This window comes from Streptococcus sp. SI1 (assembly GCF_030439945.1).
Classification (GTDB): Bacteria; Bacillota; Bacilli; order Lactobacillales; family Streptococcaceae; genus Streptococcus; species Streptococcus intermedius.
On record NZ_JAQFJE010000003.1, the window covers coordinates 257,312 to 281,611 of the forward strand.

The 24,300-nt window shown below is 37.8% G+C and carries 24 protein-coding genes, 3 tRNA genes and 2 pseudogenes; 6 read left to right on the forward strand and 23 right to left on the reverse strand.

Features of this window, described 5'->3' with window-relative positions:
* The first annotated feature begins 36 nt into the window (after positions 1 to 36).
* Both PCY10_RS05480 and PCY10_RS05485 read left to right on the forward strand, forming a co-directional pair.
* Entirely contained in the window at positions 37 to 1,602 is a 1,566-nt protein-coding gene (locus PCY10_RS05480; protein ID WP_021003096.1) for an ABC transporter substrate-binding protein/permease, read from the forward strand.
* A complete protein-coding gene (locus PCY10_RS05485) occupies positions 1,599 to 2,339 on the forward strand; it encodes an amino acid ABC transporter ATP-binding protein (RefSeq protein ID WP_021003097.1) in 741 nt (246 codons plus the stop codon). The genes PCY10_RS05480 and PCY10_RS05485 overlap by 4 nt, the downstream gene beginning before the upstream one ends.
* Before the next feature lie 367 nt (positions 2,340 to 2,706).
* Here the strand turns inward: PCY10_RS05485 and PCY10_RS05490 are convergent, their stop codons facing one another.
* From PCY10_RS05490 to rsmH, 22 genes and pseudogenes are all read right to left on the reverse strand, one after another.
* Positions 2,707 to 2,922: a hypothetical protein gene (locus tag PCY10_RS05490; RefSeq protein WP_003073762.1), complete on the reverse strand. Its 216-nt coding sequence runs from the start codon at positions 2,920 to 2,922 to the stop codon at positions 2,707 to 2,709.
* A 108-nt stretch (positions 2,923 to 3,030) separates the two neighbouring features.
* The gene (locus PCY10_RS05495) at positions 3,031 to 3,918 is read right to left on the reverse strand and encodes an SPFH domain-containing protein (RefSeq protein WP_003073765.1); all 888 of its coding nucleotides are present in this window, start codon (positions 3,916 to 3,918) and stop codon (positions 3,031 to 3,033) included.
* A 129-nt stretch (positions 3,919 to 4,047) separates the two neighbouring features.
* The gene (locus PCY10_RS05500) at positions 4,048 to 4,647 is read right to left on the reverse strand and encodes a response regulator transcription factor (RefSeq protein ID WP_021003098.1); all 600 of its coding nucleotides are present in this window, start codon (positions 4,645 to 4,647) and stop codon (positions 4,048 to 4,050) included.
* Complete coding sequence (locus PCY10_RS05505) at positions 4,644 to 5,744, reverse strand: sensor histidine kinase (RefSeq protein WP_301558938.1); 1,101 nt, start codon at positions 5,742 to 5,744, stop codon at positions 4,644 to 4,646. Before PCY10_RS05505 ends, PCY10_RS05500 begins: the two co-directional genes overlap by 4 nt.
* Positions 5,745 to 5,748: 4 nt before the next feature.
* The gene (locus PCY10_RS05510; RefSeq protein ID WP_003078350.1) at positions 5,749 to 6,480 is read right to left on the reverse strand and encodes an ABC transporter permease; all 732 of its coding nucleotides are present in this window, start codon (positions 6,478 to 6,480) and stop codon (positions 5,749 to 5,751) included.
* Between the two features lie 13 nt (positions 6,481 to 6,493).
* Positions 6,494 to 7,369, reverse strand: a complete 876-nt coding sequence (locus PCY10_RS05515; RefSeq protein WP_021003100.1) for an ABC transporter ATP-binding protein — start codon at positions 7,367 to 7,369, stop codon at positions 6,494 to 6,496.
* A gap of 391 nt (positions 7,370 to 7,760) precedes the next feature.
* Positions 7,761 to 9,428, reverse strand: a complete 1,668-nt coding sequence (locus PCY10_RS05520; protein ID WP_021003101.1) for a DAK2 domain-containing protein — start codon at positions 9,426 to 9,428, stop codon at positions 7,761 to 7,763.
* 2 nt (positions 9,429 to 9,430) lie between these two features.
* Positions 9,431 to 9,796: an Asp23/Gls24 family envelope stress response protein gene (locus PCY10_RS05525; RefSeq protein ID WP_003025907.1), complete on the reverse strand. Its 366-nt coding sequence runs from the start codon at positions 9,794 to 9,796 to the stop codon at positions 9,431 to 9,433.
* A 174-nt stretch (positions 9,797 to 9,970) separates the two neighbouring features.
* Positions 9,971 to 10,159: a 50S ribosomal protein L28 gene (gene rpmB / locus PCY10_RS05530; RefSeq protein ID WP_003025909.1), complete on the reverse strand. Its 189-nt coding sequence runs from the start codon at positions 10,157 to 10,159 to the stop codon at positions 9,971 to 9,973.
* 134 nt (positions 10,160 to 10,293) lie between these two features.
* The gene (locus PCY10_RS05535; RefSeq protein WP_021003102.1) at positions 10,294 to 10,956 is read right to left on the reverse strand and encodes a hypothetical protein; all 663 of its coding nucleotides are present in this window, start codon (positions 10,954 to 10,956) and stop codon (positions 10,294 to 10,296) included.
* 5 nt (positions 10,957 to 10,961) lie between these two features.
* Positions 10,962 to 11,409: pseudogene (locus PCY10_RS05540) on the reverse strand (LytTR family DNA-binding domain-containing protein).
* Between the two features lie 216 nt (positions 11,410 to 11,625).
* A tRNA-Thr gene (locus tag PCY10_RS05545) sits at positions 11,626 to 11,698 on the reverse strand.
* 149 nt (positions 11,699 to 11,847) lie between these two features.
* Positions 11,848 to 12,729 (reverse strand): class II fructose-bisphosphate aldolase, encoded by an 882-nt coding sequence (locus PCY10_RS05550; protein WP_003073785.1) that lies wholly within the window; start codon positions 12,727 to 12,729, stop codon positions 11,848 to 11,850.
* Positions 12,730 to 12,912: 183 nt separating this feature from the next.
* A tRNA-Leu gene (locus PCY10_RS05555) sits at positions 12,913 to 12,998 on the reverse strand.
* 143 nt (positions 12,999 to 13,141) lie between these two features.
* Positions 13,142 to 13,552: an effector binding domain-containing protein gene (locus PCY10_RS05560; protein ID WP_003073787.1), complete on the reverse strand. Its 411-nt coding sequence runs from the start codon at positions 13,550 to 13,552 to the stop codon at positions 13,142 to 13,144.
* Positions 13,553 to 13,602: 50 nt separating this feature from the next.
* Positions 13,603 to 14,169: pseudogene (locus PCY10_RS05565) on the reverse strand (gamma-glutamyl-gamma-aminobutyrate hydrolase family protein); the annotation flags it as partial.
* Between the two features lie 11 nt (positions 14,170 to 14,180).
* A tRNA-Leu gene (locus tag PCY10_RS05570) sits at positions 14,181 to 14,266 on the reverse strand.
* A gap of 191 nt (positions 14,267 to 14,457) precedes the next feature.
* Positions 14,458 to 16,416 carry a peptide ABC transporter substrate-binding protein gene (locus tag PCY10_RS05575; protein ID WP_021003103.1) on the reverse strand — a complete coding sequence of 653 codons (1,959 nt, stop codon included), beginning with the start codon at positions 16,414 to 16,416 and terminating at the stop codon, positions 14,458 to 14,460.
* Between the two features lie 401 nt (positions 16,417 to 16,817).
* Positions 16,818 to 17,801 carry a phospho-N-acetylmuramoyl-pentapeptide-transferase gene (mraY, locus tag PCY10_RS05580; protein ID WP_003078417.1) on the reverse strand — a complete coding sequence of 328 codons (984 nt, stop codon included), beginning with the start codon at positions 17,799 to 17,801 and terminating at the stop codon, positions 16,818 to 16,820.
* Position 17,802: 1 nt separating this feature from the next.
* Positions 17,803 to 20,061 (reverse strand): penicillin-binding protein PBP2X, encoded by a 2,259-nt coding sequence (gene pbp2X / locus PCY10_RS05585; RefSeq protein ID WP_020999023.1) that lies wholly within the window; start codon positions 20,059 to 20,061, stop codon positions 17,803 to 17,805.
* A 3-nt stretch (positions 20,062 to 20,064) separates the two neighbouring features.
* On the reverse strand, positions 20,065 to 20,382 hold the full coding sequence (ftsL, locus tag PCY10_RS05590; RefSeq protein WP_003070323.1) for a cell division protein FtsL: 318 nt from the start codon (positions 20,380 to 20,382) through the stop codon (positions 20,065 to 20,067).
* An 8-nt stretch (positions 20,383 to 20,390) separates the two neighbouring features.
* A complete protein-coding gene (rsmH, locus tag PCY10_RS05595; protein WP_021003104.1) occupies positions 20,391 to 21,341 on the reverse strand; it encodes a 16S rRNA (cytosine(1402)-N(4))-methyltransferase RsmH in 951 nt (316 codons plus the stop codon).
* Positions 21,342 to 21,489: 148 nt separating this feature from the next.
* Between rsmH and PCY10_RS05600 the strand changes: the two genes are divergently transcribed.
* From PCY10_RS05600 to PCY10_RS05615, 4 genes are all read left to right on the forward strand, one after another.
* Complete coding sequence (locus PCY10_RS05600) at positions 21,490 to 21,687, forward strand: helix-turn-helix transcriptional regulator (protein WP_003073800.1); 198 nt, start codon at positions 21,490 to 21,492, stop codon at positions 21,685 to 21,687.
* A gap of 20 nt (positions 21,688 to 21,707) precedes the next feature.
* The gene (locus PCY10_RS05605) at positions 21,708 to 21,875 is read left to right on the forward strand and encodes a hypothetical protein (RefSeq protein WP_021003106.1); all 168 of its coding nucleotides are present in this window, start codon (positions 21,708 to 21,710) and stop codon (positions 21,873 to 21,875) included.
* A 78-nt stretch (positions 21,876 to 21,953) separates the two neighbouring features.
* Positions 21,954 to 23,309 (forward strand): TrkH family potassium uptake protein, encoded by a 1,356-nt coding sequence (locus PCY10_RS05610; RefSeq protein WP_003078274.1) that lies wholly within the window; start codon positions 21,954 to 21,956, stop codon positions 23,307 to 23,309.
* Between the two features lie 10 nt (positions 23,310 to 23,319).
* Positions 23,320 to 23,985, forward strand: coding sequence for a TrkA family potassium uptake protein (locus PCY10_RS05615; RefSeq protein WP_003073803.1), 666 nt, complete (start codon positions 23,320 to 23,322; stop codon positions 23,983 to 23,985).
* 51 nt (positions 23,986 to 24,036) lie between these two features.
* Here the strand turns inward: PCY10_RS05615 and PCY10_RS05620 are convergent, their stop codons facing one another.
* Positions 24,037 to 24,294, reverse strand: coding sequence for a DUF896 family protein (locus PCY10_RS05620; RefSeq protein ID WP_003073805.1), 258 nt, complete (start codon positions 24,292 to 24,294; stop codon positions 24,037 to 24,039).
* Positions 24,295 to 24,300: the final 6 nt, after the last annotated feature.

The following is a 24,300-nucleotide window of genomic DNA, read 5'->3' on the forward strand; positions in this document are numbered from 1 at the left end:
AATGGAAGGAAGATATTTTTAGATGAGGAGAAAAATATGAAAAAATTATTCTTATCACTATTATCACTTCTGTTACTTAGTTTCGGATTTGCAAATAGAACTCAAGCTGATGAATACTTGCGTATCGGAATGGAAGCGGCTTACGCTCCTTTCAACTGGACACAAGATGATGACAAAAATGGTGCAGTCAAAATTGAAGGTACCAACCAATATGCCAACGGTTACGATGTCCAAATTGCAAAACAAGTCGCAAAGGCACTAGGCAAGAAGCCTTTAGTGGTCAAAACTTCTTGGAATGGTTTGATTCCTGCATTGACATCAGGAAAATTGGACATGATTGTAGCTGGTATGAGTCCAACAGCTGAACGGAAAAAAGAAATTGCTTTTTCAAAGAGTTATTATACCAGTGAGCCAGTAATGCTGGTCAAAAAAGATGGCGCCTATGCAAATGCCAAAAATTTGAATGACTTCAAAGGAGCAAAAATCACCTCCCAACAAGGTGTCTATCTCTATAATCTGATATCTCAATTGACTGGTGCTAAACAAGAAACCGCAATGGGAGATTTCGCTCAAATGCGCCAAGCGCTTGAATCAGGAGTGATTGATGGTTACATCTCCGAACGCCCTGAAGCTCTCACAGCTGAAGCAGCTAACTCAAAATTTAAAATGATTCAGTTCAAAAAAGGTTTTGAAGTGAGTGAAGAAGATTCCACAATCGCAATCGGAATGCGCAAAAATGACTCTCGCCTAGAACAAGTCAATGCTGCCATTGCCAAAATCAGCTCCAAAGACCAAGCCTCCTTAATGGATAAAATGATTCAACATCAACCTGTCGAAACAAGCTCTAGTCAAGATAAGACCAGCTTCTTCGGACAAGTGACAAAGATTTTGAAAGATAACTGGCCACAATTTCTGCGCGGAGCTGGTTTGACTCTTCTCATCTCCATTACTGGTACAATTGCAGGACTCATCATCGGGCTCTTAATCGGCATCTACCGCACAGCCCCCACAGCGAAAAACAAAAGTCTAGCTATTTTACAAACCTTATTTGGTTGGATCCTGAATATCTACATCGAAATTTTCCGTGGAACACCTATGATTGTTCAATCTATGGTTATTTACTATGGAACAGCGCAAGCATTTGGAGTTTCTATTGATCGTACAATTGCCGCCATTTTTATCGTCTCTATCAACACAGGTGCTTATATGAGTGAGATTGTCCGGGGAGGTATTTTCGCTGTTGATAAGGGACAATTTGAAGCCGCAACTGCTCTGGGAATGACACACAATCAAACCATGCGTAAAGTTGTCCTTCCACAAGTCGTACGTAATATCCTACCTGCAACGGGAAATGAATTTGTCATCAATATTAAAGATACTTCCGTATTGAATGCTATCTCTGTTGTGGAACTGTATTTTTCAGGAAATACTATTGCCACCCAAACTTACCAATATTTTCAAACCTTTACAATTATTGCCGTTATCTACTTTATCTTAACTTTTACAGTAACACGCATTCTCCGTTATGTAGAACGTCGCTTTGACACAGATGAGTATACAACAGGTGCTAATCAAATGCAGACGAAGGGAGCTAAGGCATGAGTGATACTATTTTAGAAATCAAGCATCTAAAAAAATCCTACGGACAAAATGAAGTTTTAAAAGATATTTCTCTTACTGTTCACTCCGGAGAAGTCATCTCTATCATCGGAAGCTCCGGTAGTGGAAAATCAACCTTCTTGCGCTCTATCAATCTCCTTGAAGAGCCAAGTGGAGGAGAAATTCTTTATCGTGGCGAAAATGTGCTAGCAGAAAACTATAACCTCACCCACTACCGCGAAAAACTTGGCATGGTTTTCCAAAGTTTCAACCTTTTTGAAAATCTCAATGTTCTTGAAAATACCATTGTCGCACAGACAAGTGTTCTCAAGCGAGAACGAACAGATGCTGAAAAAATCGCCAAAGAAAATCTTGAAAAAGTCGGTATGGGCCAACTTTACTGGCAAGCAAAACCAAAACAGCTTTCTGGCGGACAGAAGCAGCGCGTTGCTATTGCACGCGCCTTATCCATGAATCCTGATGCCATTTTATTTGACGAACCAACATCAGCTCTTGATCCTGAAATGGTTGGTGAAGTACTGAAAATCATGAAAGACCTTGCTCAAGATGGTTTAACTATGATCGTCGTCACCCATGAAATGGAATTTGCACGAGGTGTTTCAAACCGTGTCATTTTCATGGACAAAGGTATCATTGCCGAAGAAGGTAAACCAGAAGACATTTTCACTCACCCGAAAGAAGAACGTACGAAAGAATTCCTACAACGTTACCTTGAATAACTATGAAAAAGACGAAGCTGAAAGATTTTCTCTGGCTTCGTCTTTATTTTCTATCTTATAATCTCAAACTTCTTCCGAAACAACTAATTTTTATTCAAATAAAAATAAATAGTTTAAACACACATTTTCTTTCAAATGCTTACAGAAAAATCATATTTCTAATTTTTCAGAATATTTTTCCAAAATAAATCCACTCTCAAAATAAGTTTATAATATTTTTGTAAAATTATTCATCATAAATAGATAATAAAAATCAAATAAACATGTTCTTTTTGTCTATAATTATTCATTTTGATTGATAAAAATTCTACTATTTTATAAATATAAATAAAAAAAGCAGGTTAGTAACCTGCTAAAAATTCATCAGTTAGTTTTCGAATTTTTCATGATTTTTATCGTAAAAATCAATCAAACCAAGAGCGGTTTCAAATGAGATATTTTTCACCTTAGCACGTCCTTGAGCAAGGGCAATGATAGACATTTCACGAGCGTTCGTTTCTTTACTGATGCGATAACCCGTGATTTTTTTATCACGAACCCAACCAACAACTGATTCTACTTTTTCAAAGTTAGATTTAGCCATTTCCTTCTCCTATTTATTATTTCTAATTAAATATTTTAAATGTTTTTATTTGTTTTGTCAACGGAAAAGGCCATTTATTTTGACGAATAAAACAATTCAGAATATTCTTTATTTTGCTTTGAGAGCTGATAAAATTTGCGTTCTTATATTTTCAACTCCATCAGGGTTAGCTGGCAAGAAAACTGTATTATTTCCCTTACTATCTGCAAAATTATTCAATGTATCAAGATATTGGTTAGTTAAAAGAATTGACATAATTTGTTCTTCTTTCAATTCAATATTGGCACCTTTTAACTCCTTGATAGAGTCTGCTAAGCCATCCACAATTGCTTTCCGCTGTTCTGCAATACCCACCCCATGAAGGCGATCTTTTTCAGCTTCAGCTTCTGCGGCAGTAACAATTTTAATTTTGTCAGCTTCAGCCAATTCTTGAGCAGCAACACGTTTCCGTTGAGCAGCATTGATTTCATTCATCGATTGCTTAACTTCTGCATCCGGTTCAACTTTTGTAATCAAAGTTTTAACAATAATATAACCGTAGGTAGACATTTCTTCTGCTACTTGCTTTTGGACTTCAAGCGCGATTTCATCCTTCTTTTCAAATAATTCATCCAATGTCAATTTAGGAACAGATGAACGCAAGGCATCTTCAATATAAGACTTGATTTGAGCTTCTGGACGAATCAATTTATAGTAAGCATCTGTTACATTATTTTCATTCACACGATATTGTGTCGCAACGTTCATCATGACAAATACATTATCTTGCGTCTTTGTTTCAACAACAATCTCGCTTTGCAACAGGCGTAATTGCACACGTGCTGCGATATGATCAATACCAAATGGCAAGCGTAAATGAATTCCGCTATTACTTAGCTTTTGATATCTTCCAAAACGTTCTATAATTGCCACAGACTGTTGACGAACAACATACAACGAACTAAAAAGAACGATAATAAGGACGATAACAACAATCGGCATTACTAAAAATAACATAATATAAAACTCCTATCTTCTTTTTCAAGATTATAACATATTTAAAAAAGTTTATCAAACAAAAGCGATAAAAAACTAGTTAAGCTATTATATTCAATTTCTTTGCATCCATATCTCACAAAAACTTATTTATATCCAACCATTTTCTTGAGCAATTCGAACTGCTTCCAAACGATTTTCTGCTGTTAATTTCATTAAAATACTCGACATATAATTGCGAATGGTGCCATTTGATAGATAAAGCTTTTGCGCAATTTCTTTACTAGATAAGCCTCTTGCTGCTGCTTGCAAAACTAAAATTTCTTGATTGGACAAGGGATTCTTACTTGTCATCATGACTTCCATCAACTCAGGAGAATATTCTTTTTTTCCGTCTAATACTGTTTGAATCGTTTTCATAAGATCAGCTATGCTGCGTTCTTTTAAAACATAAGCATCTACATTAGACTTTACAGCACGTTCAAAATAGCCCGGACGTTTAAATGTGGTGACAATGATAACCTTGATATTTGGTCGATTTGCCTTGACCCATTCGAGAACGTCTAGGCCTGTTTGATGAGGCATTTCCACATCCAAAATAGCCACATCAACAGTTTCTGAGCTGAGACAGTCAATAGCCTTCTGCCCATCCGCGGCCTGATAGACTTCTTTGACATCTGGCTGCAGCTGCAAGAGCTGAGCTAGAGCATCTCTCAGCATACTTTGATCTTCTGCTAACAAAAGTTTCATGCTTCCTTCCCTCCGTATGGCAATGCAATCCGAATCCACGTCGGATCTTGGCTGCTAAGAATCTCAATCGTTCCTGACAAGGCAGACAGTCGCTCTCGAATACTATGCAACTCCCGTCCGGTTAGCTTCTGAAAACCACAACCATCATCCTGAATATCTAAAACAAGTTTTTCCTCTCTCTTTAGCAAAGAGAAATTGCTCTTTTTAGCCTTGGCATGCTTGATGATATTGGTAGCAGCCTCCAGCAAAATCATACTGATTGTTGACTGCTGACTCGGTGGGATACTGGCAACATTGAGCTGATTATCTATTTTTACCTGAAAGCCGCTCATCTCCAGCATGGCACGAATGGTCACTAGTTCCTCGTCCAGCGTCCGATTCTTTAGATCGTTAATAATCCGCCGAACATCAGCCATTGATTTCTTACTAATTTCTTGCACTTCCTGCAGTTCTTTTGCTGCCTTGTCATAGGCTTCCATCTGCAAAAACTGCTGAGCCAGCTCCGCTTTAACACTGAGCATGGCAAAGGTGTGTCCTAGACTATCATGTAAGTCTCGACCAATCCGATTGCGCTCATTTTCTGCCAGGAAAAGATTCAGCTGGGCATTTTGCTTGACCTTTTCTTCCTTGATTCGCTCTGTCGTTTGAATCCGATGGAGACCAAAAGTCAAACCATCTGAAAAGAGAAAGGTTACAATAAAGAAGATCAGCTCTGCTGGACCAACATTACCCATCAAATAATTAGTCATCACAATAATGGGCTGCAAGGCGATAAAGGTCAAAAAGCGCCAGGATTTAAAAGAAATATCATCTAGTTCGTAAATGAGCAGATTAGATAGATAAAAAATGTACCAGGTAAAACCTGTATTTAGCCAGACAGAACCATAATATATGTAAGCAATCAAGAGCCACCAAGAAAAAAACTGGATAAGGCGATGGTTGCTTAGCAAAACCGCATAGTAAGCCGCAACAAAAATAGCTGTCCAAAGCAAGAGGAAAAGCGGGTATTCCCCACTAATCACTCCCGCCACTGGAAAAATGATAAAGACCAGAGCAATATGAAACATATAGTGGACTTGTTTAAGTTTTTCCCACATGGTTTTATTTTACCTCAATTCGCTTTTTGAGTTGCAGCACAAGAATGCTAACCAAAATCGTATAAATCAGAACAATCAAAGCTGCCTTGCCATTGAACTGATGATGTTCTAGATAAGAAGACACGACCTGCATCAGTTGATAACTTGGCGTCAGCTTACCGATTGACTGGAGCCATTTTGGGAACATGGTCAGAGGGAACCATAGACCACCCAGAACAGCCAGGGCCATATAGACGATATTGCCCACTACAGACATAAGCTGAGCACTTGGCAAGAGACTGACCAATACACCCATGGCAATAAAGACCACACTTCCTACCAGAAGTATCAAGGCAATAAGAAGCCAGTCCACCATTGGCAGATTAACCCCGCGAACAAAATGCCCAATCGAGAAGACTACGATTATAGAAAGCATAAAAGTCAGCAGCGTACTGCAAAGTTTGGATATATAGTATTTTACCATAGAAATCGGTGAATGCTGAATCATTTTTTGCCAGTTATTATTTTTATCAGACTGCAAAGTGCTTGGAATACTAAAGAAGGCACTAGACATGATACTAAAAACAGTCATTGAGAAGAGATATGCCTGAAGTACACTAGCTGGTGCATTCCCTGACATCATACCAGAAAATATTAAGTAAAAAACACTGGGTAAACCGATAGACAGTAAATAATAGGCTGCTTGTCGCTTCATCAAAATTAACTCAATCTTCATTAAACTAGTCATATATTTCATGATAGATCTCCTTTTACTCTTGCGTTGTCTCAAAAATACTATCCAACAACGTTCGGTTGCGTACTTCAATTTCCTCAATCGTACAACCATTATCGATCAAGACTTGCCATACTTTACTGGCCTCTTTAGTTGCAAAAGACAGAGCACTTTGCTTGATTTCGATTTCGGTTGCTTCAGGTAAGTTTTCTACAATAGCTCGGTAAGAAAGTGGAATAGTGAAGTGTTTTTCCTGTTCCTCACTACGCATGGCATACGGCGTCGTATCTCGGATTAGTTCTCCCTTATGTAGCACTAAAATACGATCCGCTGTATGCTCCACTTCTTCGATATAGTGAGAAGAATAAACAATAGTCACACCATTTTTCTTTAGTTCATCCACAACTTCCCAAAAATGCTGTCTTGTAGAAGTATCCATAGCAGAAGTTGGTTCATCTAAAAAGAGTATCTTCGGACGCCCGATAAGAGCTAAAACAAAAGAAAGTAACCGTTTTTGTCCACCAGACAATTTACTGGCCAACTGTTCTTTTTGCTTATCCGTAAATTTCAACAGAACATCAATTTCCTGATTGCTCAAACTATTTGGGTAAACACTTTGGAAAAAGTTTAATAGTTCATTTACCTTCAAATCTGCCACGACTGTGTTTTCTTGTGGCAAAATAGCAACTACCTGTTTCAATTGATTATTTGTCGGCTGCAAACTCTGAATCCTGACCTGTCCACCTGTAAGAAACTTATCGCCCAACAAGCAATCCATTAGTGTCGTTTTCCCAGCCCCATTTGGACCAATCAACGCCACACATTCTCCATCGTTAATTGTAAAAGAAATATTTTTCAAAATTTCTTTCCCACGAATCTCTTTGGATAAATCCTTTACTTCAATCAAATTCATCTTTTTCCTCCTTGATAAGTACATACATAAAGACTGAGCAACCAAGATTGCAAAGACACTCCAAAAATAGTGTAAAATACCAGCAGTCCTAATCCTACTTCCAAAGAACAAGCCGTACAGAATACTCGTTATCAGTCTTCATCAAGATATTACATTATAATGACCAATTCTCATTGATTGCTGAGTCACTAAAATATAGAGAGCTGAACATCATTATCATAAGCAACAAAAGAATCAAACATCTTTTTCATAGACCAGCTGCCTTTCCTTTTGATAATTCTATTATATATTTTGTCAAAAATTCCAACTAGATGATTTTGTCATCGTTTCACATGACAAATGTCACAAAAAAGACGACTCGGTTGAGTCGCCTTTCAATGATTCTTTGATTTTATTCAACACTAAAAAGATATGGATAAACTGGTTGTCCACCTTTATGGATTTCCACTTCTACATCTTCAAATTTTTCAGTAATATCTTGAGCCAATTCATTGGCCAAGTCTTCATTGCCATCTTCTCCGATATAAATCGTCACAATTTCGCTGTCTGTATCTAACATTTTACTGAATGTTTCATTCAATGTTGTCAACATATCCGGATTAGACACAACAATTTTTCCATCTACCATACCAAGATAATCATTTTCATGGATGTCAAGACCGTCAATCGTTGTATCACGAACAGCACTTGTTACACTACCACTTACAACATCTGTAAGAGCAGCTGTCATTCGGTCATGGTTTTCCTCAATAGATTTACTTGAATCAAAAGCCAGTAGGCTTGTTAAACCTTGCGGAATCGTTCTTGTTTCTATTACTGCAGCAGGTTGTTCAATTACCTCAGCTGCCGATTGTGCCGCCATGAAAATATTCTTATTGTTTGGCAGGATAATGATGTGACGAGCATTGACCTGTTCAACTGCCCTAATAAAATCTTCTGTCGAAGGATTCATTGTTTGACCACCGGAGATGATGTAGTCTACTCCTTGCGCCTTAAAGATTTCTGCCAAACCTTCACCAGCCACAACTGCAATAACAGCATATTCCTTTTCTTCAGCAGCTTGCTTGTTCTCACGCTCTTCCTTTTCAACTTGTGCATCATGTTGATTGCGCATATTATCTACTTTGACTTTGACAAGACTTCCATATTTCAAGCCTTCTTGCATGACTAAGCCTGGATCTTCTGTGTGGACATGAACCTTTACAATTTCATCATCATTGACGACAAGGAGTGAATCCCCCAATTCATTCAAATAATTGCGAAATTCATCATAATCAAATTCTTTTACATACGTTGGACCTTTTTTCAAAGCCACCATGATTTCAGTACAATAACCGAATTTGATGTCTTCTGTTGCCACATGACTCGCTACTGACTTATGATGCTCTGCATTAATCATTTCCGTCATCGTCGCAGGCGTTGCCTGAAACTCTTCGGATGCAATGTATTCACCTGTCAACGCTGCCAAAAAGCCTTCGTAGATGAACACCAAACCTTGACCACCAGAGTCCACAACTCCCACTTCCTTTAAGACCGGAAGCATATCTGGTGTTTTCGCAAGAGCTATCTTAGCACTCTCAAGAGCTGCCTTCATCACCTCAACAGCATCGTCTGTTTCTTCTGCTTTTTTTCTAGCACCGATTGCAGCCCCGCGAGAAACAGTTAAAATCGTTCCTTCAACGGGCTTCATCACAGCTTTGTAGGCCACTTCAACTCCAGCCTGAAAAGCAAGAGCTAAATCTTGCCCTGTTAATTCTTCCTTTTCTTTCACACTTTGAGAGAAACCACGGAAAAGCTGTGAAGTAATAACACCAGAATTCCCACGCGCTCCCATCAAGAGACCTTTAGCAAAAATTCCAGCCACTTCACCAACAGTAGAAGCAGATTTATCTGCAACTTCCTTTGCCCCATTTTCAATAGTCATTCCCATATTGGTACCCGTATCACCATCCGGCACAGGAAAAACATTTAAAGAATTGACATATTCAGCCTGTTTATTCAAACGAGTAGATGCAGACTGCACCATTTCTTGAAATAAACTAGTAGTAATATTTGACACGATTATTCTCCTACAACTTTAATATTTTGGATATAGACATTTACTGTTTCAGCAGTAATTCCAAGCTGATTCTCAAGACTGAATTTCACACGCTCTTGAATATTTTTAGACACTTCACTTATCTTAGTACCATAGCTCAAAACTGTATACACATCAACAGCAATGCTTCCTTCTTCCGTTGTTTTTACTACAACACCTTTTGCATAATTTTCCTTTCCTAATAAAGCTTGGAAATTATCTTTAATGGCATTTTTACTGGCCATTCCGACTACACCAAAAATTTCAGTTGCCGCTCCGCCAACAATTGTTGCAATAACATCATCTGTCAGCTCAATTTGACCATCTTTTGTATTGATTTTTACAGTCATAATTTCTACCTCAAAAGTATTTTATAGTTTATTTTACCATATTTTACGCGGACTGTACAAGAGAGAGTAGATATTTAAAAGGATTCAGTCAACTTTTATCGAAAAAGAGATATTCATAACCTGCTATTTCAGACAAAAGAAAATGAACCTCTCAAAGGCTCATCCTTTCGTTAATTAAACACGTTCAACTTTGCCAGATTTAAGGGCGCGTGCTGAAGCCCAAACTTTCTTAGGTTTACCATCAACTAAGATTGTCACCTTTTGAAGATTTGGTTTCACAGTACGTTTTGTTTGGTTCATTGCGTGAGAGCGGTTGTTTCCTGATACAGTTTTACGACCTGTAAAGTAACATACTTTTGCCATTTATACTTGTCCTCCTGATTAGTTTCACGGGCTTTATACCACATACCGTAAAATTTTATCACAATTTTTAAGATTTTGCAAGACTATTTTCCTTATATTTCAAAATTCAAGTAGATCAATAACTTTCTTAAATTTTAAACATAAATAATTCCTAAGCGACCAAAAGATACATCTCCTTTTACATAAAGAGTCTTATCTTTCTCATTGATATTACGAGGATTCGTCACTGTGCCAAAAGCGTTATCCACATCTAACTCTACATGCCAATTACTTGGTACATATAATGTAGCATTTCCAAAAGATACATCAATATCAAAAGTTGCAGAGTTTCCTTTAATGGTAGCATTGTCAAAATAAACCGTAGCATTCCCAAAAGCACAATCTAGTGTTTCATAAGTAAAATCATCCGAATTGATATAGCGTGTACCACTCCCAAAATTGATGTCTCCATTTATGACACGACGAGCATTTTGACCATGATAAATACCCCAAATTCGTTTTGGTTTGAAAATCAACCCAATTCCAATAGAAGCCAGAATACCTGCTAAGAAAATTGTTCCAGATGAAATTGGCAAAAAGTGATAACTACTATTTGCAACGATTAGGGAAATAATGGCTAAAATAACCCCGCCAGATAAATTTCCTCTCCAAAAATTTTCAAGTGCAAAGTAAGCAAAAACCAGCACAACAAGCAGTGGCCAAAAATTGAAGCGAATAGATGGAATACCAAAATTCCCTTGCAACAGTATCCAACCAGCCAGTACTAAAAGCCCTACTCCAAATAATGTTTTTCTCATAATATTTACCTCATTTCACCTAATTTTTCTTTTAAGAATTGAAAATAATGCCTAGATACATGTACTTGCTTATGGGTATCATAGAAACGAATACTGCTCGTTCCTGAAAAAAGACTTTTCTAATGAATAGATTGCTTTAATATTTGTAATCGTTGATTTAGAAATACGACAGAAATATCGCGGCAGGCATTCTTCCAACTCATACAATTTTAGTTTGACTTCATAAGCATTATTCCGAGCATGCGCAAAAATTTTATTTCCATCCGTTTCAAAGAAAAGGATATCTGCTAAATCAACATAATATTCGCTCGTATCTTTGTAAAAAAGAATGGACGGTTTGGCAACTTCTTCCAAGGAACGCTGAATACGCTCTATCTGCTCATCAAAGCGAGGCGCCTTAATGACAATTTCTGCTTCTTCCAAATTAGAATCTAGTTCTACTCGAATTTTCATAAACGCTCCTCTCACTTTTCTTTATTCATTATACCAATTGTCATATGAAATTCAAGCGATTTTCAGTAAGTGGTTCATTTGGACAGGTAAGTGGTTACGAGATCTGAATAAGCTACTTATGTTTCATAAATTGACTAGATTCTATTGCTTTTTACACAACCACATTTTATAGACAATAAACAAAAAGACCTTCAATATGATGAAGACCTTCAATAGTGCCGATTATAGGGCTTGAACCTACGACCTACGCGTTACGAGTGCGTTGCTCTACCAACTGAGCTAAATCGGCGATTGCTACCTCCTTATTCTACCATGTTGACTTGTTTTGTCAAGCAAAAATTTTACAACTTCTTAATTCAACTCAGACAAGGCCTACTTTTATCCCAAAGATATAGAAAAAAATCCCGCCGTAGCGAGATTTTTTGTTCTATAACCTAATTAAGCTTTACCTTCTGAACCGAATACGTCGATACGTTCTTCAACAGCTTCTGTAATTGCTTCGAAACCTGATTTCAAGAATTTACGTGGGTCAAAGAGTTTCTTCTTATCGTATTCTGCTTCGTTTGCTTCGTATTCAGCAGCAAATTTACGAGTAGCTTTAGCAAAAGCAATTTGACACTCAGTATTTACGTTGACTTTTGCCACACCCAATTTGATAGCTGCTTGGATTTGATCATCTGGAATACCTGAGCCACCATGCAATACGATTGGGAAGCCTGGAACAGCTTCTGTCAATTTTTGCAAGTGATCAAGGTGAAGACCTTTCCAGTTAGCTGGATATGGTCCATGAATGTTACCAATACCTGCTGCAAGGAAGTCAATTCCAGTTTCAACCATTGCTTTTGCATCTTCAATTGGAGCCAATTCACCGTCACCGATGATACCGTCTTCTTCACCACCGATAGTACCGACTTCAGCTTCCACTGATACTCCATTTGCATGCGCAAATTCAACCACTCTACGAGCTTTTTCAAGGTTTTCTTCAACTGGAAGATGAGAACCATCAAACATAACTGAAGTGTAACCAACTTTGATACATTCAAGCGCATCTTCATAATGACCATGGTCAAGGTGAATAGCAACTGGTACAGTAATTCCCATTGATTCTACAAGGCTTTCAATGAGGAGTTTACATACTTTATAACCACCCATATATTTAGCAGCACCCATAGAAGTTTGGATAAGTACTGGAGCTTTTTTAGCTTCTGCTGCACGCAAGATAGCTTGAGTCCACTCAAGGTTGTTTGTATTAAATCCACCAACTGCATAACCATTGTCACGAGCTGCTTGGACAAATTTTTCTGCTGAAACGATTGCCATTAGTATTAGGCCTCCTATTTATTTTTATGGGTTTCCCCACTTACATTGTTTATTTTATCACTTTTCAGAAAAAAATACCAGTGTTTCCTAATTTTTTAAGCGTTTTCTCTTATAAAACAAAATTTCCTGCCTCACAGTTCAAAATGATAAAACAAAAAAACTGACCGAAGCCAGCTTATCTCATGCGGAGAGAGGGACTTGAACCCTCACGACCTAAAGCGGTCACAGGATCCTTAGTCCTGCGCGTCTGCCAATTCCGCCATCCCCGCGATTGAGTACTTTACTAGTATAACAGGACAGCTAAGGCTTGTCAAGAAAATTTTGACTTTATTTCAAAAAATCAACTTTCTACTCAAGCAGCAAGACTGGGAAATCTAAGCGAAAATAAAACTAAGACAGGAACACAGAAAACTCAGTGCTTCTGAGTCGCAACAAAGACAGCCACAGTTTGGTCAGGATCGTATTTTTCAAAGTCAATAGTGTAGTCCCGATGAAGCTCACCTGTTTCTTCTGCCTGCCAAATCCTCTGCCAAGCATGAAGAACCGCTTGAGAATCCTCCTTATCCGCTTCAAACACTTGATAGGTCTGCTCAGAGGTATCAAAATCATAGAGTTCCCCATCTGTCAAACGGCAGATGGAGAGACTGTAGTCTCCTTTGTAATCACTAGCATAATCATGATAGACAGCATAGACTGGTTCCCCTTGGGCAAAAGCTTCTTTCACAGCCCCCTCTTGTTCCTGCCAGAGAGCTTGGATTTTTTCTATACAATGCTCGTCTTGAAAATTATTAGTACGAATACTAGCTAAAATGTTTAGAAACATCTTCTTCCCTCCTTTTGTTTTTCATTATAACATTTCTCTAAAAAAATCGCTTATCCTAGAAAAAGCAAGTCTATCTCTCCTGGCTCTTCCACTGCTGTGACAAAGGCCGTATAAAGACCTTCAGGTCGGTTCGGGCAGCTGGAAAGATCTGGGTGATACTGACAGGCCACAAAGAATTTGTTTTCTGGGATTTCCACTATTTCGACCAAGCGATTGTCTGGTAAAACTCCAGAAAATACAAATCCGGCTGCCTCAAACTGCTCGCGGAAAGCATTGTTAAACTCATAGCGATGGCGATGACGACGTTGCACGATTTCTTGATAGTCATAATCTGCCGCTACTTTAGAATTGCGCTTAAGTTTAGAAGGATAGAGCCCCAGTCTCAGCGTTCCACCCAAGTCTTCGACATCAATCTGATCACGCATGAGGTCAATGATTGGATACGATGTGTCTGGATTAAGCTCCGCTGAGCTGGCATCTGCCAGGCCTAGGACGTGATGGGCGAATTCGACACAGGTTAACTGCATACCCAAGCAAATGCCCAACATAGGCACATCCTGCTCACGCGCATAGAGGATTGCCTGAATTTTACCCTCAGTTCCTCTCTGACCAAAACCAGCTTATCTCATGCGGAGAGAGGGACTTGAACCATCACGACCTAAAGCGGTCACAGGATCCTTAGTCCTGCGCGTCTGCCAATTCCACCATCCCCGCGATTGAATACTTTACTAATATAACAGGACAGCTAAGGCTTGTCAAGAAAATTTTTGAAAAAAGTGAAGCATCCAATCAACAATCCTAAATGTTTATGTTAGGTAACATTATTAAAAAGAACTTGAATGATAGTCCATTTCGTACAAAAAGAAATTTCTATGAAACTTAGTAGCCATAGAAATTTCTTGTACTTATTTTACATGATTTTCATAGTTATCTTGTGCTTTTTTATTAGAAGCTTCTTTTTCTTTCAGCCATTTCTTTTTAGCACTTTCGTATTCTTTGGTCGTCACAATTTTATCTTGCAACTTAACATATTTAAAGTAGTTGCTTGAACCACCCTTAATTCCTACTAGAGAATATGAACGGCTAAACGGAACTGTCTTTGTCACAGATGGTGTTCCTCCAAGAGAAAGATTTGGCATTGTCAACCCACTATCAATTAACCACGCCTGCGCTTCAGCATATTTCTCATAACGCTTCGTCTCATTGGTTTCAGCATTTGCTTCCTCAAGCATTGTAGTATAGGTATCCAAACCAACAGTTTTTATCTTATCGTTCTCTTGACCAGGTTCCAAGCCAAAGTTCTTCAAACTACCACCATTTTTTGTATTCAAGGTATCTAGATAAGTTGATGGATCTTGATAGTCCCCTGACCATCCGCCATTGTATAAATCATAATCTTTTTGAGCAGCAGTATTAGCAAAGTAGCCAATGTTGTTCAGTTCATCTGAACTCATTTGTTGAATATCAATGACAACATTCTCTTTTCCTAAAACAGACTCAACGGATTGTTTCATAGAACTTTCCCATTGAACGCCAATTTTACTTGTCTGATCAGCCGGTACATCCAAATGAATTGGGAACTGAACTCCTTTAGCTTGCAACTCTGCTTTTGCTTGTGCAAATTTTGCTTTTGCCTTTGCTGGATTGTAGTAAGCATCCTGTGCATCAGCCAAATTCATATCAGACCATTCTGAACCGTACTTCACCAATTTGGAAGATACGAGATCCCCAAATGTTTTATCACCAATTGAAATAAACGTTGGTGGAACAAGTGTATTCCGCAATACTTTTGTCGCTCCATCTTTCCCATTGCTTTGCGCACCATAAGACATTCGATTGTAGGCGAAATTGATTGCTTGACGAAATGCTTTATTGAGTACTGCTTCCTGTGTTGCAGTTTTTTGAGCATCTGTTTTCTTAGATGTATGGTGATAAGACTGACGATTTAAGTTAAAGTTATAATAGTAACTGGTCGCATCTTGTAAACTATAGATGATATTGTTATTATACTGTTTCTTAACAGAAGCAAAACTAGAACTATTTGGATAAAGACGAGCTGCACTATAAGCACCCTCAGTAAAGTTTCGAATAAGCGCTTCTTGGTCCGATCCATCATAATATGTCAACTTTATATTGTCTAAATGAACATTCTTTTTGTCATAATAATGAGGATTTTTTGCAAATTCCATAGAGGATTTAGCCGTCAAAGACTTCAGCAGATATGGACCGTTGTAAAGAATGCTACTCGGTTTTACAGAACCAAAATTCTTTCCTTGGGATTTTAAGAAGGCTGCATTGACTGGGAAGAGGATGTTATTGGTTGTTTTTGAATTCCAATAAGTTTCTGCACGACTCAGAGTATACTGTACTGTATAATCATCAATAGCTTTTACACCTACTTTTGAAAAATCTTTTGTCTCCCCTTTGATATACGCATCTAATCCTTTGACAGAGTCTTGTACAAGGTAAAGAGCTTCGGATTTGTTATCTGCAGCATATTTCAAACCAGTTACAAAGTCTTGTGCTTTTACACCTGCGTACTCTTCGCCTTCTGATGTGTACCATTTCGCGTCTTTACGTAATTTATACGTATACGTCAAACCATCTTTGGAGACTGTCCATGACTTAGCGAGTGCTGGAACTAAGTTCCCGTATCGGTCATTTTCTAATAATCCATCAACTAAATTGGTAACAACATCTGATGTTGTTGCTCGATTCGCCATCAAATAATTCAGCGTATCTGAGTCTTGTGTATACACATATGAATATGTCGATGTGCTAGAGCTTGACTTGCCACAACCAGCCAATAAAATTCCAGCACTTAGTACAACTCCCGTTGCAATAATCCATTTTGATGATTTCATAGATAAAACCTCCTCTAATGTCACATCTTATTACATTGCATATTATACCGAAATGTTTTCAAAAAGTAAAGGTCTTGCTTAAGAAAGATGGGTTATTTATTCAAAAGACAGTCTTTTATATACACTATTTTCTAAAAATAAGCTAAGTAATGAATAAAAATAAACATCCTCATTTTCATCTTAAAACCCAAACCGAATAAACATTCTTAGGTAGTAAAAAATAAAACATTTTCTTCGTTAAAAAGTAATAATCACCAACTTCCTTCAACTAAATATTGAACCTATTATACACTATTTTCATATAATTTCAAGAAAATTTACGAATTTTTAGAAAATTTTTGCAAACATTCCATAAAAAAACTCATCTTAAAGAAAAAATTCTTTAAAATGAGTTACTTCTCTTATAAATATAAAATCGCAATGGTTAGTAAACTAGCCGCAAGTCCGATTCCCCAGAAAAAGAAATCAACTTTCCATTCACTCCAAGCTTGCCCATGACCTGATAAGCCACCCAGTTCAAAATGATGATGAACTGGTGTCATCCGAAAAATCCGTTTGCCTCCAGTCAACTTGAAATAAGAAACCTGCATCATAACTGAAGTTGTCTCAAAGACATAAACAATCCCAATGATAAGAAGCGTCCATTCTTGGTGAAGTGCTATCGAAATTGCTGCTAACATACCACCAAGAGCCAAACTTCCTACATCTCCCATAAAAATCTTGGCTGGTTTATGATTGAAAATAAAGAACGCAAGCAGGCCACCAATCATACTCAAAATAACAATTAAAATATCAAAACGATGTTGAACTGTCGCAATGACTGCATAAGCTGCTAAACTGATTGTAACAGAAATACTGGCCAATCCATCAATGCCATCTGTCAAATTGACGGCGTTGGAAAAGCCAACCAGCCAAAAGAGAGTAAAAGCAATATAAAGATAGCCTAAATGAAGTGGGAAACCAAAAACATTGAGTAAATCTCCCCCACCGTGGGTATCAAAAAAGAAGTAAAAAACAATGCCACCAATAATTTGAAGGGCTAGTTTCTGCTTGGGATTTAAACCTTCATTTATTTTACGAAAAACCTTTAAAAAATCATCCAAGAAACCAACGATACCATACAAAACCAGAATAAATAGTATCATCAAGGCAGCACTTGAAAGTTCTTTAGAAATGAGAGCTATCACAAAACTAGATAAAACAGAGGCTACCAAAAATACAGTTCCTCCCATAGTAGGCGTTCCAGCTTTTGCTTGGTGCTGTTTCACATCTTCGTGCATTTGTTGTCCAGAAATATGAGCTTTGTGATAAAAACGAATAAATGCAGGTATCCCAACTAAAGTTAGAATAAAAGTCACAATACCTGCAATGATAGCTTGTAACATGCTAATCTCCTAAAGTAATTGTTATTTCTTTTATTTTTTTGAGTGATGCATTGGTCTTGACACTTTGAGCTACAACTTTCGAGCCTTTTCCTTTGATATGCACTTTTATACCTAACCATTTGCCAAATATTGTAGCATTCTTCTTCGTCCAGCCATACATATCAGGCATTTCCGTAAAATCATCAGTTAGGATAAGAATTTGCTGATTGGATTTCAGGACTTCATCTGTTTTCACAGAAATTTTCTTAATATTCTTACCAGTTCCTAGAACAATAGGTTGCACAAGGTTGCGTCGCAATTCATCAGCCAAATCACCAGGACTAGTATTCTTAGCGGAAGGCATTTTATAAGTCAATTCTTTTGAAACAGATTTTAGAACGGGAGATTGTGTCGTCAAGTTCAGCGTATCTTTCATCGCTGCAGCCTCTTCCAATACAGGGTTAACCACTTCTTTCCAGAAAATAGGTTGGAAAGATTCTGAAGGTTGCTTCAGAGTTACATACATGATGAAATCAGGATTTTCAGCAGGTGTCATGGCTACAACAGAATAGATATAATCATTTGCACCTGTCAAATAACCACTTCCGTTCTCTCCTGCAATTTGTGCTGTACCTGATTTAACCGCTACATTTTGGTTTGGCACTTTGATAATAGGACCGCCTTCTGTCTTACTATATAGGGTTCCATAAATAGGATCCGTGCCGACACTCACCATATAGTTTCTGGTTGATTTGGCAGCCTCTTTTGAAACAGGACGTCCTACAATCTCTGTAGAACTCTTTCGTGCACGACCACTTTTCGAGTCATAGATTGCACTGATAAATTTCGGCTCAACCATCACACCATCATTGGCTATGGAAGAAAAAGCACGTAACATTTGTGCTTGGGTAACCGAAATCCCTTGACCAAAGGCGCTCATTGCATAAGTTACGATATTATCTGCTGGAAGGCCACCATAATCTTCATAGTTCATCCCAAAACGTGTGGGTAATCCAAATTTGAATTTGCTAAGGTAATCTAACCATTTTTCATCACCCATTTTTTTCTCTAAGGAAGCCATTCCAACGTTACTAGACAGAGCAAAACCTTGAGCATAGGTCAACGTCTGACCTTCAGAAAGCCCCATGTTGACATTCCAGTCACGAATTGTTACATCCGCAATTTGTAAGCCGCTATTATTATACGTTTCATTTGCTGGAAAAGTCTTGTTATCTATTGCTGCAGCAAGCGTCATGACCTTCATCGTTGAGCCTGGCTCATATTGATTCTGATAGAGAGCACTAGACCAAGCAAAATCTTTTGTCAAATCTTGCTTCGTATCAGCATCAAAACTTGGACGTTGCGTCGTTGCAAGGATTTCTCCAGTTTTTGCGCTCACTAGTGTGGCACTGGCAGAACTCCCTTTCGCTTTTTCTAGAAAAGCATTCATACGTGTTTCAAGAAAAGACTGCAAATCTGATGATAGGGTTGTATAAACATCTTTTCCATCTTGTGTTTTCCTTGAAACCTTGTCAGATCCCGGTACGATATTTCCATTTTTATCTTTTTCATAGGTGATGACACCATTTGATCCAGCTAATGTCTTGTTTAAAGCAGCTTCTAAACCTGTCGTACCAACAAGCATTTTGCTGCCATCTTTATTTTCCTGAAGCTGTGCTAATCCAATAAATACAGAAGCAAAATTTCCATTTTTATAACTTCGATTCGGACTGGTAGTAAAATCAACACCTTTTACTTTCGCTTTTTTTAATTCTTCACGAATGGTGTTCATATTACTATAACTGATTCCATTTCCTTGAGAACCAAACGAAACTTGTTGCAATTTTTTTCGAGATAGCTGTTTCTTGACATAATCCTTGTTCATGCCGAGATATTTATTGAATACTTCAGCTACTTTGTTATATTGAGATTCTTCTACATAAAGAATCTCTCCAGTTGCTGATTTATATTTCTTGTCAATAACTGCATAAACATTATAAGAGGTCGCATCTTCGGCTATCGGTAAACCATTACGATCATAAATCGTGCCACGCTTTGCAGGTACAATCCGTGTTATTTGATGCACTTTACTTGCTTGTTCAGCCAAATTTACACCAAACTTCTTTCCTGTTCCAATAATAATGGCAAAATTAATCAGGAAAACAAAAAAGACAAAAACCGTCAAAACGCTTAGGCTTTTCCCTACTCGTCTACGGTTATAACTAGGATGCCTCCGATTTTTCAAAGCATGATTTAAAATTCGTCTTCTGAGTCCATTCATGCTTTATTCCGCCGTTCTGATATTTTCATTATTCTGAGTCATTTCTTGCGAACTCGCTAATTTTGATAAGCGTTCACTACGAATCAATTCGTTTACTTCTTGTTTAGCATCATCTAGTTCTGTGCGCTTTGCTTCGATTTTTGAATTGACAGTTGTTAAATCGCGCTGTACTTGCAATAATTTTGTTTGCATAAAGACAACACTGGTTGCTAAGATAACCGCTGTCAAGACTATCGCTCCATAAAATGCTTTCTCAACACGAGAAAATTTTTGAATTCGTGCCTGAAGTATCTGGCCAGTTGTTCTTGTTCTAGTTGCCATCTCAATCCTCACTTATGTACTTTTTGTGCCACACGCAGCTTAGCTGAATGTGATCGATTATTTTTATCTAATTCGTCTTGACTTGGTAAAATAGGTTTTCGAGTGACCAATTTCATTTTAGGCTGTAATTCCTCTGGAATAAACGGCAAGCCTTTTGGTACTTCTACTGTTGAGGCTACTTTAAAAAGCTGCTTAGCTAAGCGATCTTCCAACGAATGAAATGTAATCACCGAAATACGCCCATCAACCGCCAACAAGTCCATAGCTTGTTGAATGGACTCATCTGCCGCTCCCAACTCATCATTAACTTCGATGCGAATGGCTTGAAAAATCTGTTTAGCAGGATGCCCCTTTTTTTTCAATTCCTTAGCAGGCTTAACAGATTTGATAATCTCTGCTAACTCCGTAGTGGTCTCAATTGGTTTCTTTTCACGCATTTGCTCAATTTTCCGAGCAATTTGCTTTGAAAATTTATCTTCTCCGTACTTGAAGAAAATCCGCACCAAATCATGATAGCTGTATTGATTGACTACTGCATAAGCCGTCAACTTTGCATCCTGATTCATCCGCATGTCAAGTGGAGCATCCTGTTTATAGGAAAACCCACGCTTGCGCTCATCCAATTGCGGACTAGAAACCCCTAAATCATAACAAATGCCATCAATTTCTTCAACACCTAGCTCATGCAAACGCTCCTTTAAATGACGAAAATTATCATTAATAAAGGTCACCATTCCTTGATCAACGTACGATGCCAAACGTTTTCGAGCATGCTCAATAGCGGTCCAATCTTGATCAAATGCATATAGATGACCGTTTTTCTCTAGTTTACTTAAAAGGTATTCACTATGCCCTGCTCCACCTAAAGTTGCATCAACATAAACACCATTTGGCTTTATACCAAGTTGATCAATAGCTTCGTGCAGAAGAACTGTTACATGATGAAATTCATTTGTCATATCTTTACTATTATACCACAAAGATTTAAAAAAAGACTTTTGGAATCATGTAAAGTTTTTGTCAATGATACTTGACATGGTAAACAAAGATACTTATAATGAAACTACAAAAGTCGCTTATATTTGACACTTTGCTAAGGAGAAACACATGAATCAAGTAAAAGAATGTCGAAAAAATCTAGGCCTCTCGCAACTAGACCTTGCTAAACAAATTGGTGTTTCGCGACAAACAATCAACATGATTGAAAACAATAAATGCAATCCCACACTAGATCTTTGTATCCATCTAGCACTAGCTTTGGAAACAGACCTAAACACACTTTTTTGGAATCAAGAACACTTCTAAGAAAAGAAAGGGTAAATTCAATGAAACTTCAACAATATAAAAAAATACTCTTACCTCTCTTAGCAATCCTTCTCGTCATTGCTTTCTACTTATTCTTCACCTTGACAGATGCATTGCTATTTTGGATAGATGTGGCAGGGATTGCTTCTTGCATTTTTTTCGGTCAAAAACTTTTAAAGAAGAACTAAACTCTTGCGCCTTCCCTCTCGTCTTTTAAACGTCTTTATGGTAAAATAAAATCATTATTTCTATGAAAGAAGATACGAATGTCACATTTTTTATCAAGATTATCTCCTGCTAGGCGTATTTTATTGAGTTTCGCCCTTGTGATTGTAGTGGGATCTCTTCTTTTAAATCTGCCTTTTATGCAGATAGCGACTTCCAAAGCTAATTATTTTGACCACTTATTTACTTCAGTTTCAATGGTCTGTGTGACTGGGCTTTTTACACAGGCAGTCGCTGATACTTACAATATTTGGGGGCAGATTATCTGTATGCTGCTCATTCAGATTGGAGGCTTAGGGTTAATTAGCTTTATCGGGCTGATTTATGTACGTTCCAATCAAAAACTTAGTTTTTCCAATCGTACTACTTTGCAAGAAAGTCTTAGTCGAGATGAAACAAATTCTATTCGCGACTTCCTTCGCTCCATCTTTCTCATTACTTTTAGTATTGAATTACTCGGAGCCTTGATTCTCAGTTTTCGTTTTGTCCCTCTCTTAGGATGGGGAAAAGGACTTCTAACTTCAATTTTTCTTGCTATCTCTGCTTTCTGTAACGCTGGATTTGATAATTTAGGTAGTACTAGTTTGCTATCATATAAAACAGATACCTTAGTTAATTTAACCATCGCTGCCTTGATTATTATGGGCGGCTTAGGTTTTTCAGTCTGGTTTGACTTAAAAACAAATATACAAGCAAAAGGACGTAAACGGAAACTACGTTTTCATACAAAATTAGTTCTTGCTTTAACAGCTATTATCTTAATCAGTGGAACTTGTTTGACATTTCTGACTGAATTTCAAAATACAGCTACTATCGGTCAGCTGCCTTTCGGAAAAAAGGTGTTAGTCAGCTTCTTTCAAACCGTCACCATGCGGACAGCCGGTTTTGCAACGATTGACTATACACAAGCTCGCCCAGTTACATTACTTCTTTATATCATTCAAATGTTTCTAGGTGGTGCTCCTGGAGGAACGGCTGGAGGATTGAAAATTACCACTTTTTTGGTTGTGTTAGCCTTTGCTAGAACAGAAATTCTTGGTTTGCCCCATACTAATTTTGGGCATCATACGTTTTCTCCCTCTACCATTCAAAAAGCCTTCAGTGTCTTAATTGTCTTCACCACAACCTTTATTCTTGGTTTGACTTTTTTGACAATGGTTGCTGATAAGGGGCATCGTTTTATTTACTTAATGTTCGAAGCCATGTCTGCTCTTGGAACAGTAGGCGTGACTGCCAATCTAACACCTACTTTAAATCATGCTGCTTTAACAGTGATTATGTTTTTGATGTTTATCGGACGAATTGGACCACTGACCTTGATTGTCAGTCTCTCCAATCGAAAACCGAAGAAAAACGATACAATTAAATTTGCTAATGCAAATACTATTATTGGATAGGAAGGATTTTATGGATAAACGAACAATTGGCATACTAGGTCTAGGAGTTTTTGGTCGCAGTATCATTAACACACTCCGCAAATATAATTGTGATATTATCGCTGTCGATGACCACCAAGATGTCATCAATCATTTTGAACCGATTTTGGCGCGAGGTGTCGTCGGTGATATTACAGACCACGATTTGTTGCAGGCTGCAGGAATTGATACTTGTGATACGGTGGTTGTGGCTACAGGAGACAATTTAGAATCAAGCGTCCTCGCCGTCATGCACTGTAAATCTTTAGGCGTTGAAAAGGTGATTGCCAAGGTGAAAAGTAAGACAACCAGAAAAGTCTTGCTAAAAGTTGGAGCTGATCGCTGCATCTCCCCTGAGCGTGAGACCGGGATTTCGCTTGCTAAAAATATTTTGCACCAAGCCACGACGGATGTCATTGAATTAGATAAAAATGTCTCTATTATTGAATTTTATCCACCTCAGGCCTGGATTGGTAAAAATTTAGCACAATTAAAACTTCGTCAGAATCATAAGCTTAACATCATTGGTTTTAGAGAAACTCCTGATGGTGTACTCAATATTGATACATCGCCTGACTATATCTTTAAACAGAATGAACTATTAATGGCTGTAATTGACAGTCAAACATTTGATCATTTTGAAGATATTACAAAATAGATAAATAAAAAATCGTCGAGAGTATCTCTCAGCGATTTTTTGTTGTCTTCATTAGGAATTTGGGTCGTCTAAACTTCTGCCATGTAGACCTTTTTCTCTTTGAACCTGACGGAGTTTTTCTGGCGTGATATCGTTGCCTTCTTCATCCACAATTTTAATCCCTTCGATGTGATGACGAAGACTACGACGATAGCCTTCGATATATTCTTCACGTAGTTTAGCTTGTTCTACTTTTTCCTCCGGTGTCAGCCCAACTGTCTTTTTCTTTTTGGCCAGTTCATTGATTCGTTCAATTTTCTTCGGTTCCATAAGATT

Excerpts from the sequence above, each read along its gene's own strand:
- PCY10_RS05480 (WP_021003096.1), top strand. The coding sequence starts at position 37 with ATGAAAAAATTATTCTTATCACTATTATCACTTCTGTTACTTAGTTTC.
- PCY10_RS05600 (WP_003073800.1), top strand. The coding sequence starts at position 21,490 with ATGAATCAAGTAAAAGAATGTCGAAAAAATCTAGGCCTCTCGCAACTA.
- PCY10_RS05575 (WP_021003103.1), bottom strand. The coding sequence starts at position 16,416 with ATGAAATCATCAAAATGGATTATTGCAACGGGAGTTGTACTAAGTGCT.
- PCY10_RS05620 (WP_003073805.1), bottom strand. The coding sequence starts at position 24,294 with ATGGAACCGAAGAAAATTGAACGAATCAATGAACTGGCCAAAAAGAAA.
- PCY10_RS05495 (WP_003073765.1), bottom strand. The coding sequence starts at position 3,918 with ATGTTATTTTTAGTAATGCCGATTGTTGTTATCGTCCTTATTATCGTT.
- PCY10_RS05605 (WP_021003106.1), top strand. The coding sequence starts at position 21,708 with ATGAAACTTCAACAATATAAAAAAATACTCTTACCTCTCTTAGCAATC.
- mraY (WP_003078417.1), bottom strand. The coding sequence starts at position 17,801 with ATGTTACAAGCTATCATTGCAGGTATTGTGACTTTTATTCTAACTTTA.
- PCY10_RS05500 (WP_021003098.1), bottom strand. The coding sequence starts at position 4,647 with ATGAAACTTTTGTTAGCAGAAGATCAAAGTATGCTGAGAGATGCTCTA.
- pbp2X (WP_020999023.1), bottom strand. The coding sequence starts at position 20,061 with ATGAATGGACTCAGAAGACGAATTTTAAATCATGCTTTGAAAAATCGG.
- PCY10_RS05525 (WP_003025907.1), bottom strand. The coding sequence starts at position 9,796 with ATGACTGTAAAAATCAATACAAAAGATGGTCAAATTGAGCTGACAGAT.
- PCY10_RS05510 (WP_003078350.1), bottom strand. The coding sequence starts at position 6,480 with ATGAAATATATGACTAGTTTAATGAAGATTGAGTTAATTTTGATGAAG.
- PCY10_RS05535 (WP_021003102.1), bottom strand. The coding sequence starts at position 10,956 with ATGAGAAAAACATTATTTGGAGTAGGGCTTTTAGTACTGGCTGGTTGG.
- PCY10_RS05550 (WP_003073785.1), bottom strand. The coding sequence starts at position 12,729 with ATGGCAATCGTTTCAGCAGAAAAATTTGTCCAAGCAGCTCGTGACAAT.
- PCY10_RS05490 (WP_003073762.1), bottom strand. The coding sequence starts at position 2,922 with ATGGCTAAATCTAACTTTGAAAAAGTAGAATCAGTTGTTGGTTGGGTT.
- rpmB (WP_003025909.1), bottom strand. The coding sequence starts at position 10,159 with ATGGCAAAAGTATGTTACTTTACAGGTCGTAAAACTGTATCAGGAAAC.
- rsmH (WP_021003104.1), bottom strand. The coding sequence starts at position 21,341 with ATGACAAATGAATTTCATCATGTAACAGTTCTTCTGCACGAAGCTATT.
- ftsL (WP_003070323.1), bottom strand. The coding sequence starts at position 20,382 with ATGGCAACTAGAACAAGAACAACTGGCCAGATACTTCAGGCACGAATT.
- PCY10_RS05505 (WP_301558938.1), bottom strand. The coding sequence starts at position 5,744 with ATGTGGGAAAAACTTAAACAAGTCCACTATATGTTTCATATTGCTCTG.
- PCY10_RS05560 (WP_003073787.1), bottom strand. The coding sequence starts at position 13,552 with ATGTTTCTAAACATTTTAGCTAGTATTCGTACTAATAATTTTCAAGAC.
- PCY10_RS05610 (WP_003078274.1), top strand. The coding sequence starts at position 21,954 with ATGTCACATTTTTTATCAAGATTATCTCCTGCTAGGCGTATTTTATTG.
- PCY10_RS05515 (WP_021003100.1), bottom strand. The coding sequence starts at position 7,369 with ATGAATTTGATTGAAGTAAAGGATTTATCCAAAGAGATTCGTGGGAAA.
- PCY10_RS05485 (WP_021003097.1), top strand. The coding sequence starts at position 1,599 with ATGAGTGATACTATTTTAGAAATCAAGCATCTAAAAAAATCCTACGGA.
- PCY10_RS05615 (WP_003073803.1), top strand. The coding sequence starts at position 23,320 with ATGGATAAACGAACAATTGGCATACTAGGTCTAGGAGTTTTTGGTCGC.